Origin of the sequence: Halomonas meridiana, from assembly GCF_009846525.1 — a bacterium.
Lineage (GTDB): Bacteria > Pseudomonadota > Gammaproteobacteria > Pseudomonadales > Halomonadaceae > Vreelandella.
In genome coordinates, this window is sequence record NZ_CP024621.1 from 2,168,957 (window position 1) to 2,182,262 (window position 13,306).

The following is a 13,306-nucleotide window of genomic DNA, read 5'->3' on the forward strand; positions in this document are numbered from 1 at the left end:
CCTTTCGTTAATGAAAATATCGCATGGGTCGGTTGCCTCACAATAAACGGCAAACAAGTACGGCCAACCACCCTCCCTCGCGATCAGCGCACTACACAATTATCGATACCACCTATCAATAACAACGACGCTAGCGAGATCGGCATGTCCTTACATTTGCAAAATATCGACCACGTCGTCGGGGGTCAGTCCCATATCAGTGGGGTGGATCTCGAACTGGAACCCGGTTCCTTTAACGTATTGCTGGGACGAACCTTAGCGGGCAAAACCACGCTCATGCGTCTAATGGCAGGCTTGGAGCAACCCACCCGCGGGCGCATTTTCATGGATGGCAAAGACGTCACCGGCGTATCGGTGCGTAAACGCAACGTGTCGATGGTGTACCAGCAGTTCATCAACTACCCCAGCCTGACGGTGCGCGACAACATTGCTTCGCCGCTGAAGCTGGCCAAAACGCCGCAGCAGGAAATCGATCGCCGCGTGGGCAGCATTGCCGAAATGCTGCATATCGAACATCTCCTCGACCGCTACCCCCAAGAGCTCTCCGGCGGGCAACAGCAGCGTACCGCTATGGGCCGGGCGCTGGTCAAAGATGCCGACCTGATTCTGTTCGACGAGCCGCTGGTGAACCTGGATTACAAACTGCGCGAAGAGCTGCGTGACGAGCTGCGCGAACTCTTCAAAGCGCGCAACTGTATTGCCGTTTACGCCACTACAGAGCCCAACGAAGCGCTGGCATTAGGCGGCAATACGGCGGTACTGCATGAAGGCAAGCTACTGCAGTACGGCCCCACCGAACAGGTATATCGCGAACCCAACGGCCGTCACAGCGCCGAGATGTTCTCCGAACCGCCGATCAACATCGTGCCCGGCAAGCTGACCGAGACGGACATCACCTTTGACCAGTCGCTGCACTTTCCTTGCGATCCTGGCCTCCAGCAGCTTGCCCCCGGCGATTACGACTTCGGCGTGCGCGCCTCGCACATTACCCTCAAACCGCAGTCTGCCGATGATGTAGAGCTGCCGGTTCTGGTCGACGTTGCGGAAATCAGCGGTTCGGAAACGTTTTTGCACGTGCGCCATGAACGTTTCCCGCTGGTGCTGCACTTGGCAGGCATTCACGAGTTCCACGTGAACGATGCGATTAACGTCTATTTCCCGTCGTATCAACTGTACGCCTTCGATAAACAGGGCAGCACCGTGCACATCCCCTCCTCTGCTCAAGGGAGCGTTGCTCATGGCTGAGATTAGTTTAAAAGGCTTGGCGCACAGCTATAGCAAAAGCCCTAGCAGCCATAGCGACTACGCGATTCGCCAGATGGATCACGTGTGGCACCAGGGCGGTGCTTATGCACTGCTGGGCCCGTCGGGCTGCGGTAAATCAACCCTGCTAAACATTATTTCTGGCCTGCTGGAACCCTCCGAAGGTGACGTACTGTTCGATGGTCACCGTGTGAACGAGCTGCCGCCGGAGGAGCGCAACATCGCCCAGGTGTTCCAGTTCCCGGTGATCTACGACACCATGACGGTGTACGACAACCTGGCTTTCCCGCTGCGCAACATGAACACCCCCGAGTACAAGGTCGACCCGAAAGTTCGGGAAATTGCCGATATCCTCGACCTCACGCCGCTCCTCTCCCGGAAAGCCAAAAACCTCACCGCCGATGAGAAGCAGAAAGTCTCCATGGGCCGCGGGCTAGTGCGTGACGACGTCTCTGCCATCCTATTTGACGAACCCCTCACGGTGATCGACCCGCAGCTCAAGTGGAAGCTGCGCCGTAAGCTCAAAGAGATCCATGAGCGCTTCAATATCACCATGATCTACGTTACCCACGACCAGCTCGAAGCCTCTACCTTTGCTGACAAAATTGCGGTGATGTACGACGGTCAGGTGGTGCAGTTCGGCACGCCTCGTGAACTGTTCGAAAAACCGGCGCATACCTTCGTGGGGTACTTCATTGGCAGCCCGGGGATGAACTTCATGAGCGTCACCCATCAGGCGGGCAAAGTGATGTTTGGCAAGCTGCCGCTACCCGTGAATGAGGCCGTTAGCCGCAGCGTGGCGGCCGCAGGCTCCAGCAATATCAAGCTTGGCATTCGCCCGGAGTTCATTACGGTCAGCAACTCGCCGGAGCCAAACAGCGTACCGATTGAAGTGGTCAACCTGCAGGACTTGGGGACCTACTCGCTGCTGAGCTTTACCTTGAACGGCCAGTTGTTCAAAGCGCGTCTGCCTGAAGGTCACGCGCCGGTAGGTGACGCTGCCCATGCAGTGTTTTCCGATCAGCACATCGCGCTCTATGTCGATGAATATCTAGTGGAGATCGGCCATGAATAACAAAGTACTCAATAATCGCGCATGGCTGCTGGTACTTCCCATGCTGGTGCTGGTGGCGTTTTCCGCCATCATTCCCTTAATGACCGTGGTCAACTACTCGGTGCAGGACGTGTTGGGCCCTAACGCCCGCTTCTTCACCGGCACCGAGTGGTTCCACAGCATTCTGAACGACTCTGCGCTGCGCGACGCGTTCGTGCGCCAGATTCTGTTTTCCCTGACCATTCTCGCCATCCAAGTGCCTTTGGGCATTGGCATTGCGCTGATCATGCCCAAACGCGGTTGGCAGGCGTCCGCCGTGCTGATTCTGATTACTCTACCGCTTCTGATCCCATGGAACGTGGTGGGCAGTATTTGGCAAATCTTCACCCGTGGCGATATCGGCCTCATGGGCTACGGTCTGCGCGAGCTAGGGATCAACTACAACATCACCCGTAATGCGGGCGATGCCTGGGCAACGATTATTTTGATGGACGTTTGGCACTGGACACCGCTGGTGGCCATGCTCTGCTACAGCGGGCTGCGTTCTATCCCCGAGGCTTACTACCAAGCCGCGCGTATCGACCGCGCCTCCAAGTGGGCCATCTTCCGCTACATCCAACTGCCCAAACTCACCAACGTACTGGTTATTGCGGTGCTGCTGCGCTTTATGCACTCGTTCATGATTTACGCCGAGCCCTTTGTACTGACCGGCGGCGGCCCGGGTAGCTCCACGACCTTCCTGAGCCAGTCGCTGGCCACCATGGCCATCGGCCAGCAGGATCTGGGGCCCTCTGCCGCGTTCTCGATCATTTACTTCCTGGTCATTTTGCTCGTGAGCTGGGTGTTCTACACCACCATCATGCACATGCAAAAAGATAAGAACCCGCACGGGGGAGCATGATATGTACCGCTTAGATAACGCCCAGCAGGGCGAGAAATACAACACCATTTTTAGCCGGACAACGCCTGCACAGCGCCGCAAACGTAACGCGCGCAGCCGGTTCCGTTCACGGTTTCTGCTGGGGCTCTACCTGTTTTTGATGATTCTGCCCATTTATTGGCTGTTCAACATGTCGCTGCAGACTAACAGTGAGATTCTGGGCTCCATGACGCTATGGCCCAAGAACCTGACGTTCGATAACTACATCGGCATTTTCACTAATTCCAGCTGGTACATGGGCTATGTGAATTCAATGCTGTATGTGGCGCTCAACATGCTGATCACGATTTGCGTGGCGCTGCCTGCTGCCTATGCGTTCAGCCGCTACCGTTTCATTGGCGATAAGCACCTGTTCTTCTGGCTGCTTACCAACTTGATGGCACCGCCTGCGGTATTTCTGCTGCCCTACTTCCAGCTCTACTACTCGGTAGGTTTGTTCGATACCCATATCGCCGTGGCCCTGGCCCACTGTCTGTTCAATATTCCGCTGGCGATCTGGATTCTCGAAGGTTTCATGAGCAGCGTGCCCAAAGAGATCGATGAGACGGCGTATATCGACGGCTACAGCTTTCCGCGCTTCTTTATCAAGATTTTCATTCCTATGATCCGCTCCGGTATCGGCGTCACGCTGTTCTTCCTGTTCATGTTCTCGTGGGTAGAGCTGCTGCTGGCACGTACCCTGACGGCCACCGACGCTCAACCGATCGGCATGATCATGACCCGCACCTCCACTGCCTCGGGCATCGACTGGGGAACGCTGGCGGCCGCCGGTGTGCTGACCATCGTCCCAGGCATCCTGGTGGTGTACTTCGTTCGTAATCATATCGCCAAGGGCTTTGCCCTGGGCCGCACCTGAGGAGCAGCGCCATGACGTGGATGGTATGGACGACGCCGACTGCCATTTTCTTTTCATCCATTGCAGCGATGCTAGCAGGGATGACGCTGTGGGAGATCTTATCCCCCACCATCGAACGCAAGGGGTTTCTACCCATTAGCACCACCCGCGGCGACCGGCTGTTCATCGGCTTACTCTCCGCTGCGTTTATTCACCTGGGGGTGATTGGCTTCACTACGCTATCCATCTGGATAGCACTGGCACTATCAGCGGTATGGCTGCTGGTGTTGATGCGCTGGGGCTAGGCCAACGGCACGCTCAGCGGATGTACGGCGGTATCAAGGACGCTCACGTTATCAAGGAAGAGCACAACAAAACGAGGTCAACATGCGTAATAACAAGTTCAAACTCACTACCCTCGCCGCTAGCCTAATGCTCGCCTCGGGGAGCCTAATGGCAGACGACCACGACGCACGGGCAATTGCAGAGCGTTTGGTGGACGAGCATTTCCAGGACTCGACGCTCAGCCGTGAAGAGCAGATCGAAGAGCTACTGTGGTTCGCCAAGGCTGCCGAACCCTTCCGCGGTATGGATATACAGACCGTGGCCGAGGGCCTGACCACGCACGTGTACGAAAGCGAAGTGCTCGCGCCCGCGTTTAGCGAGCTGACCGGCATCAACCTGACTCATAACATCATTGGCGAAGGTGACGTGGTCGACACCATGCAGAACCAGATGCAGTCGGGCAACAGCATCTACGACGGTTTTGTAAACGACACCGACTCCATCGGCACCCATATTCGCTACGGCACTACCATCAACCTCAGCCAAGCGATGGAAAACGAGTGGGCGGACTACACCCTGCCCACGCTGGATCTGGACGACTTCATCGGCCTGCAGTATGGCACCGGCCCGGATGGCAGCCTTTACCAGCTACCCACCCAGCAATTCGCCAACCTCTACTGGTTCCGTTATGACTGGTTCCAGCGTGAAGACCTGCAAGCCCAGTTCCGTGACATCTACGGCTACGACCTAGGCGTGCCCACCAACTGGACTGCCTATGAAGATATCGCTGAGTTCTTTACCGAGCATGTCGGTGAAATCGACGGTACCAAGGTATACGGGCACATGGACTATGGCCGTCGCGACCCGTCGCTGGGCTGGCGCTTCCATGACTCCTGGCTCTCCATGGCAGGTATGGGCAGCCCCGGCGTACCGTCCGGTAACCCGGTGGATGACTGGGGTATTCGTGTCAACGAAGAGAGCCAGCCGGTCGGCGCAAGCGTAAGTCGCGGGGGCGCCACCAACTCCCCCGCCTCGGTGTTTGCGATGCAGAAAGCCGTGGATTGGCTGCGTGACTTCGCGCCGCCCGAAGCTCAAGGTATGACCTTTGGTGAAGCTGGCCCCGTGCCCGCCCAGGGCCATATCGCTCAGCAAATCTTCTGGTATACCGCCTTTACCGCCGACATGACCGATCCATCTGTTGCCGTGACCGACGATGAAGGCAATCCGCTGTGGCGCATGGCGCCTTCTCCCACCGGCCCCTACTGGGAAGAAGGCATGAAAGTGGGTTATCAGGACGTAGGTGCCTGGACCTTCTTCGACTCTACGCCTGAAGACCGCCGCACCGCTGCCTGGCTGTTTGCCCAGTTCACCGTGGCGAAAACCACCTCGCTGGAAAAACTGATGGCTGGCCTAACGCCGATTCGTGAGTCTGACATCTTCTCTGAGCAGATGACCGAAATGGCACCCAAACTGGGCGGTTTGGTGGAGTTCTATCGCAGTCCGAACGAATCCAACTGGACCCCCACCGGTACCAACGTACCGGACTACCCGCGCATGGCACCGCTGTGGTGGCAGAACCTGGCACCGGTCATGAGTGGCGAAGTCACCCCGCAAGAAGGTCTGGATAAGCTGGCGGCCGATATGGACAGCACCATGAACCGCCTCGCACGCGCCAACGTCTTCGACAGCTACGCCCCGGTGCTGAACGAAGAGCGTGACCCGCAGTACTGGCTTGACCAGGAAGGCGCACCCAAGCCGAAGCTGGAGAACGAAATGCCGCAAGGCACGACCGTTCCTTACGATGAAATGATGGAAGCATGGATGGCGGCCGGTACCCGCTAAGACCTGCTGGGCGGGCGCAAGCCCGCCCACTCACCGTGGTGTCATCAGCGGAGGCAGCCATGCCCTCTCCACTGGTCGAGACCGCCACCAACACGGGGCTTTTTCTTAATTAATTGGAACCGCTATGAAACTGCGTAACCGTAATGTCGAGAAATTGCACACTGATGACTTTGACGCACTGATTATCGGTGGCGGCATCAATGGTGCAGCAACCGCCGCCGCCCTGGCGGGCAAAGGTGCCAAAGTGGCCCTGATCGACCGTGGCGACTTTGCTGGCAGTACCAGCATGCACTCCTCGAACCTGGTTTGGGGCGGCATCAAATATATGGAAAGCAAAGACTTTGCGTTGGTACGTAAGCTCTGCAAAAGCCGCAACCATTTAATCAAAAGCTACCCGTCTACCGTTCAAGAAATTCGTTTCCTTACCACGATTACCAAAGGTTTCCGCCACTCTCCGCGCTATTTGTGGGCGGGCACCTGGCTTTATTGGCTGATGGGCAACGGCTTCACCAAGTTACCGCGCTTGCTCTCGCCCAAAAAGATCAAGCAAGAAGAGCCTATTATCGATATCGACGGCGCCGTTGGCGGGTTCGAGTACTCGGATGCTTACCTGCACGATAACGATGCCCGTTTCGTATTTAACTTCGTGCGCCATGCCCTCAACTACGGTGCCGTGGCGGCCAACTACGTCGAATCGTTGGGGGCCGAACGCGAAGGCGATACCTGGGTGACCAAAGCCCGCAACGTGATGGATGGCAGTACGTTCACTATTCGCTCCAAAGTATTGATCAATGCAGCTGGCCCCTGGGTCGATCAGCACAATGCGCTCACCGGGCAAAAAACCACCCACCAGCATCTTTACTCCAAAGGTATACACCTGATCGTGCCGCAGTTAACCGACACCAAGCGGGTGCTGGCATTTTTTGCGGATGATGGGCGGCTATTTTTTGTGATTCCAATGGGAAACCGCACCTGCATCGGCACCACCGACACCCATATGGAGCATCCTGAGGTGGATGTCACCGCCGACGACATCGCGTTCGTTTTGGAGAACATCAACAAGCGTCTGACGCTCGACAAACCCCTCACCCAGGAGGACATCATTTCGACACGCTGCGGCGTGCGTCCTCTGGCAATCAAAGCCGACCAGGGCAGCGACCGAGACTTCCTTCAACTATCCCGTAAACACGTCATCGATACCAACGCCGAGAGTGCCCACATCAGTATTTTCGGCGGCAAGCTCACCGACTGTTTGAACGTCGGCGACGAAATCGCCGACGAGGTGAAGCAGCTTGGCGTGTCGCTCAGCGATCCTAACTTTCACTGGTACGGCGAGCCGCCCGAAGCGGTGAAGCAGCAGTTCATGGATCAAGCCAAGCGCATGAACCTGGATGCGATGACGGCGTCAACCTCCTCGGAGCCCCTCTCCTCACGTCTGTGGCGGCGCTACGCTGAACAGGCCATCCCCATGCTGGAGAAGATCCGCCAGGACCCATCGGAAGCCGACATTTTGATCGAAGGCACCGAGTACATTCGCTGCGAGCTGGAGCATGCGCGGGATCATGAGATGATCACACAGCTGGAAGACTTCTTGCGTCGGCGGGCAAAAGTGTCGCTGGTGGTTCACCACGAGCAGTTACGCCACTCTCCAGGGCTGAAAGAGGCATGTCGTGTGCTTTTTGGCGATGAGGCAGAGGCACGGTTCACCACCTACTTCGAAGAGAACCGTGACACCTCGCGGCCGCCGGAAGAGGCGTTAGGCACCCTTTCCTGATCGTTGACGCCGTTGCCCTACACGTCACCTGCCACCACGCAGCAAACAAATACCCCGGCGAGATATTACGCCGGGGTATTCGTATTCTTGGGAACGAACGGGTTACTCTTCGTGTTCTACGAGTAGTTGTGAATCGCCTGCCAGCACTTCATCCCAGGCCTCTTCCAGAGTGTAACCCAGTCGACTATCGATGGTATCGATGACTTCAACGGCATGCTGTAGCGACTCACGGTTACTCTTCAGCGCCAACACCAGCTTGGCTAAATCTTGCTTGCTGAAAGAGCTAGCGATACGGTCGGCTTGTTGGCTCAATTCGATGCAGTTCATGGTTAGTCCCTCATGGTATGGTCAGCCGCTGCTCGTTATTGTTAGATATTTCATTAGTGAATAAACAAGCAGCCATCTTAATTAACGACGAATGGTGACGTTGCTACTCATGCTGGGCCGGGTAAGTGCCCAGTTCGGTAACTGCGAAACGGTCACAAGCGTTACAAGACCTTCGCCTTAAGCGCCCTGGTAATGCGGCAGCGCCTCGGTGTGTAGCAAGGATGAGAGCGACGTATCGGGATAACAAAACACCGCCCTGATCCATGACTTCACTATGGTTCACGGCTGTCATGCCCACAATGCATCATTGGCAGCAGGTCGGGTTGTAGCTTGACTACATAACGGCCACAAAAGCGTTATCGCTGACGCAGACTTTCAAGAAGGGAGTTAAACGACTGTTTTAACAAGGCCGGAAAAAAACGACCGTAGGAACTAACGAACTTGCCAACGATAAAAAACACCCGTTAATTAAAAACGAATGCAGTTTACTCTTAAATATCGATTCCTCTATACGACCAAGGGCGATAGCTTCGTTATAAAACCGCCATAAAAAAACGCCGCTGTGTGTCAACGGCGTTCATATTTGCGCTTTACGGTGGCCCTGTTAAGTAGAGCGCACCCGGGATACTGCATCCAACCAGCCCTGGTAGAGCTTTTCACGCGTTGCCTCTTCCATGGAGGGCGTAAAACTGCGCTCGCAGCGCCAGAGTTGCTCGATCTCCTCCAGCGTGTCGTACCAACCGAGCCGCAACCCGGCCAAATAGGCAGCCCCTAGCGCGGTGGTCTCCAGAATCGTCGGCCGATCCACCTGAACATTGAGCATATCGGCCAAGAATTGCATGACCCAGCTGTTTTTCACCATACCGCCATCGACACGCAGGTTGCCCGGTGCGGCTTCCATGTCATCGTTCATGCAGTGCTGCAGGTCGCGAGTTTGGTAACACACCGCCTGAAGCCCCGCCGCGACAATTTCGGCAATACCTGTATCGCGGGTTAAGCCAAAAATCGCGCCACGGGCCTTAGGGTCCCAGTGGGGCGCACCTAGCCCGGTAAAGGCTGGCACTAGATAAACGCTGTGGCCGCTGCGAGTTTTCTGGGCCAGCGCTTCGGTTTCCGAGGCATCGGCAAACAGGTTCAACCCATCCCGGAGCCATTGCACTGTTGCCCCTGCGACAAAGATGCTGCCCTCCATGGCATAGGTGGGCTTGCCGTTAATGCGGTAGCCAATGGTCGTCAGCAGGCGGTTACGCGATACCGAGGCCGTTTCCCCAGTGTTCACGATCATGAAGCAGCCGGTACCGTAAGTGCTTTTACCCATGCCGGGTTTGAAGCACGCCTGCCCAACAAGCGCTGCCTGCTGGTCGCCTGCAACACCTGCAATCGGCAGTGGCGCGCCCAGCCAGTGGGCTTCTACGGTGCCAAAATCGTCGCTTGAATCTTTCACCTCGGGGAGCATATTGGCGGGCACGTTAAACAGTGCCAGCAGCTCGTCATCCCAAGTTTGGTGATGAATATTAAACAACGCCGTGCGCGAAGCGTTGGTGGCATCGGTCACGTGTCTTTTACCGTCGGTTAAACGCCACATCAGAAAGCTATCGATGGTACCAAAAGCCAGTTCACCGCGGGCAGCGCGCTCGCGGGCACCCTCGACATTATCGAGAATCCAGGCGAGTTTGGTGGCGGAAAAATAAGGGTCGATCAACAGGCCGGTTTTTGCCTGCACGGCCTCGGTGTGCCCCTCGTCACGTAGCGCCTGACAGCGCTCGGAGGTGCGCCGGTCTTGCCACACAATGGCGTTGTAAAGCGGCTTACCGGTGGCGCGGTCCCACACCACGGTAGTTTCACGTTGGTTGGTAATGCCTACGCCATCCACTTGTTCTGGCGTTATCTTGGCTTTGCTTAACACCTCGCGACAGGTGGCAATCACCGAATCCCAAATGTCTTCAGGATCGTGTTCGATCCACCCATCTTGCGGAAAGTGTTGAGGAAACTCTTGCTGGGCAACTGCCGCTATTTGGCCTTGGCGATCAAACAAAATCGCGCGGGAGCTGGTCGTGCCTTGATCGATGGCGAGAATAAAGGAGGACATATCGCGTTCACTTTGTTGTAGGATCTTTCGATTTTGTCTGTTTTGTTTCGTTTTATTATCATTCAAGGCTACTCCAGGCGTCTGGAATGCTCAAGTATGAAACTCTCCCACCTTAGCCATAGCGCTCCTGAGCGGTGTTGTAGCAGGCGCTAAGCAATGTGCAGTGCGACATCGTGTTGGGTGAGCAGTCGTTGAATCGCCTCGGGGGGCTTACGGTCGGTAAACAGCGCATCCAACTGTGAGATATTGCCCTGACGCACCACCGGATTACGGTGGAATTTCGAGTAGTCGGCGGCTAGATACACCCGCCGGGAGTTAGCAATGATCGCCTGGGCAACGCGCACCTCTTGATAATCGAACTCCAGCAGCGAGCCATCCTCGTCGATGCCGCTGATCCCGATGATGCCGTAATCCACTTTGAACTGATTGATGAAGTCGATGGTGGCCTCACCAATGATTCCTCCATCTCGAGAGCGTACCTGCCCCCCCGCGATGATCACGGTGAAGTCCTCTTTATGCTGCAGAATCGCCGCCACGTTCAAGTTATTGGTAATGATCTCCAGCCCTTGATGCTCTAAAAGCGCCTGGGCGATCATCTCGTTACTGGTACCGATATTAATGAACAGCGATGCGTGGTGAGGAATGTGTTGCGCTAAGCACCGGGCAATGCGCTCTTTCTCTTCGAGATGCAGGGTTTTACGGGTGCTATAAGCAGTATTCACCGTGCTGGACTCTACCCCAACGCCGCCGTGAACCCGACGCACGCGGCCGTCGTTGGCCAACGTGTTCAAGTCCCGACGAATGGTCTGCGGCGTCACCGCGAAGTGTTCGGTGAGCTGTTCGATGCTCATATAGCCGTGCTGGCGAACCAGTTCGACGATGGCATCCTGGCGGTACTGTTGGTTCATAAGCCCGGCCTGTTCGATATTTGTTGGTCTATGTGCGTTATAGATTAGCAAAATTTTCGGAATCTAATAGCGCGAACATTCGAACAGGCCGATGTTTGGCGTGGCCTAACAGCTAGGTTATAGCGGCCACACCCACAGAATGGCGGGAATGGCCGCCGCCATGACCACCAGCGATAGCGGCAACCCCAGCTTCCAATAATCACCAAACCGGTAGCCACCGGGGCCTAACACCAGGGTATTCGACTGATGCCCAATCGGGGTTAAAAACGCACAGGAAGCACTCACGGCCACCACCATCAAGAACGGGTCCAACGAGGCATCGAAGCCGTTGGCGAGGCTGGCCGCAATGGGCGCCATCAGCAAAGCGGCGGCTGCGTTGTTGACCACGTTGGAGAGCAGCATGGAGAGCAGAAACAGTCCCACCAAGGAGACGATAATCGGCCACTCCACGCCAAAGCGCAGCAGCGCCTCGGCTATGATATCCGCACCGCCGCTGGTTTCTAGCGCTTCGCCCACGGGCAGCATGGCGGCAAGCAAGACGATCACCGGGCCATCGATGGCTTGATAGCCATCCCTCAACGGCAGTACGCCAATCAGCAGCGACACCAGCGCGGCGGTGCTCATGGCGACGGCAGCGGGCAGCAGATCGAACAGCATCGCGACGATCGCCAAGGCGAAAATCCCCACCGACACGGCCAATTTTCGCGGCTGCCCAAGATGCAGCTCACGGTTGGCCAGCGGCAGGCAGCCGAGGGTCGATAGGCTATCGGCGATTTCGTTCTCACTGCCCTGAAGCAGCAACACGTCACCGGTTTGAAAACGAATGTCTCGCAGTCGCTGCTTCAAGCGGCCACCGTCACGGGCCACGGCCACTAAATGCAAGCCAAACTGATGGTTGAGGCGCAGCTGCCGCACGCTACGATTGATCATCATCGAATCGTTACGCACGACGGCTTCGATGAGCTGTAACCCTTCGGTATCGACCGGCTGACGTTCATCGCCCTTCTCCGCGTCCTCGCCCTGCTCCTGTCCATCCTCTGGGTCTTCGGGTTCGGCAATGGCGCTAAGGCCCACTTTGTCCTCTAGCAGCTTCAGCTCGTCGGGGCCGGCTTCCAGCAGCAGGATGTCGCCCTCACGAAGCACACCATGAAACTGGTAGCCCGCTCGACGGTTGTCTTCACGAACCACCGCCAAAACGGGAATGGTTTCCTCGAGCTCATCGCGCAGCTGCTGCAGGGTCAGCCCGTTGGCCTTGGAGTCCTCGGTCACTTTCAACTCGACCAGGTAGTTAGCCGTATCGAACATGTCATCCGCTGCCGCTTGGCTGCTGCGCTTGGGCGTCAATCGCCAGCCCACCAGCACGATAAATGCCAAGCCAACGAGTGCCACCACTATGCCCACTGGTGAGAAACTAAACATGCCAAAGTTGTCGCCGGTAATATTGCCCCGGTAAGTGGAAATAATGATGTTAGGCGGCGTCCCGATCAGCGTGGTCAAGCCACCCAGGAGCGACCCAAACGCTAGCGGCATCAACAGCAGTGAAGGAGAGGTATTGTGTTCACGGGCAAGCCGCATGGCCACCGGCAGCAGCAGCGCCAGCGCCCCTACGTTATTCATCACGCCAGACAGCACAACGACCGTACCCACCAGTACGAGCAGTTGCAGCATTAAGCGCTCACCCACTTTGAGTACCTGATTGGCGATGACATCCACCACGCCGGAGCGCTCAAAACCACGGCTTAACACCAGCACCGCTGCCACGGTAATCACCGCAGGATGGCCAAAGCCTGCAAAGGCGTCATCCGCAGGCACCAGCCCAAGCATTACCGAACCTAGCAGGGCCGCCAAGGCGACCAAATCGTAGCGAAACCGACCCCAGATAAAGGCCACCAGCGTAAGCCCCAGCACGATAAACACCAGCGTGCTGGGGGTCAGTCCTAAACTTTCCAGAGTCATTCGCGTGCCATCTCCCTATGTTGTCGCTCCTCT

At 56.6% G+C, this 13,306-nt stretch carries 11 protein-coding genes; 7 read left to right on the forward strand and 4 right to left on the reverse strand.

Annotated features, from left to right (window positions below):
* Window positions 1–144: 144 nt before the first annotated feature.
* The 7 genes from CTT34_RS10570 to CTT34_RS10600 all read left to right on the forward strand — a co-directional run bounded on the left by CTT34_RS10570 (window position 145) and on the right by CTT34_RS10600 (window position 7,993).
* Window positions 145–1,245, forward strand: a complete 1,101-nt coding sequence (locus CTT34_RS10570; RefSeq protein WP_159342405.1) for an ABC transporter ATP-binding protein — start codon at window positions 145–147, stop codon at window positions 1,243–1,245.
* Window positions 1,238–2,338, forward strand: a complete 1,101-nt coding sequence (locus CTT34_RS10575) for an ABC transporter ATP-binding protein (RefSeq protein ID WP_159342406.1) — start codon at window positions 1,238–1,240, stop codon at window positions 2,336–2,338. The genes CTT34_RS10570 and CTT34_RS10575 overlap by 8 nt, the downstream gene beginning before the upstream one ends.
* Window positions 2,331–3,218, forward strand: a complete 888-nt coding sequence (locus tag CTT34_RS10580; protein ID WP_159342407.1) for a carbohydrate ABC transporter permease — start codon at window positions 2,331–2,333, stop codon at window positions 3,216–3,218. The genes CTT34_RS10575 and CTT34_RS10580 overlap by 8 nt, the downstream gene beginning before the upstream one ends.
* A gap of 1 nt (window position 3,219) precedes the next feature.
* Window positions 3,220–4,113: a carbohydrate ABC transporter permease gene (locus tag CTT34_RS10585; protein WP_159342408.1), complete on the forward strand. Its 894-nt coding sequence runs from the start codon at window positions 3,220–3,222 to the stop codon at window positions 4,111–4,113.
* An 11-nt stretch (window positions 4,114–4,124) separates the two neighbouring features.
* Entirely contained in the window at window positions 4,125–4,397 is a 273-nt protein-coding gene (locus CTT34_RS10590; RefSeq protein ID WP_083023748.1) for a DUF2160 domain-containing protein, read from the forward strand.
* A gap of 82 nt (window positions 4,398–4,479) precedes the next feature.
* Window positions 4,480–6,219, forward strand: a complete 1,740-nt coding sequence (locus tag CTT34_RS10595) for an ABC transporter substrate-binding protein (protein WP_159342409.1) — start codon at window positions 4,480–4,482, stop codon at window positions 6,217–6,219.
* A 124-nt stretch (window positions 6,220–6,343) separates the two neighbouring features.
* A complete protein-coding gene (locus CTT34_RS10600; protein WP_159342410.1) occupies window positions 6,344–7,993 on the forward strand; it encodes a glycerol-3-phosphate dehydrogenase/oxidase in 1,650 nt (549 codons plus the stop codon).
* Between the two features lie 102 nt (window positions 7,994–8,095).
* On the opposite strand, the gene CTT34_RS10605 is transcribed toward CTT34_RS10600, so the two are convergent.
* The 4 genes from CTT34_RS10605 to CTT34_RS10620 form a co-directional block, all read right to left on the reverse strand.
* Window positions 8,096–8,320: a hypothetical protein gene (locus tag CTT34_RS10605; protein ID WP_159342411.1), complete on the reverse strand. Its 225-nt coding sequence runs from the start codon at window positions 8,318–8,320 to the stop codon at window positions 8,096–8,098.
* 604 nt (window positions 8,321–8,924) lie between these two features.
* Window positions 8,925–10,409, reverse strand: coding sequence for a glycerol kinase GlpK (gene glpK, locus CTT34_RS10610; protein ID WP_159342412.1), 1,485 nt, complete (start codon window positions 10,407–10,409; stop codon window positions 8,925–8,927).
* 149 nt (window positions 10,410–10,558) lie between these two features.
* Window positions 10,559–11,317 carry a DeoR/GlpR family transcriptional regulator gene (locus tag CTT34_RS10615; protein ID WP_159342413.1) on the reverse strand — a complete coding sequence of 253 codons (759 nt, stop codon included), beginning with the start codon at window positions 11,315–11,317 and terminating at the stop codon, window positions 10,559–10,561.
* A 117-nt stretch (window positions 11,318–11,434) separates the two neighbouring features.
* Window positions 11,435–13,273, reverse strand: coding sequence for an SLC13 family permease (locus CTT34_RS10620; RefSeq protein ID WP_159342414.1), 1,839 nt, complete (start codon window positions 13,271–13,273; stop codon window positions 11,435–11,437).
* Window positions 13,274–13,306: the final 33 nt, after the last annotated feature.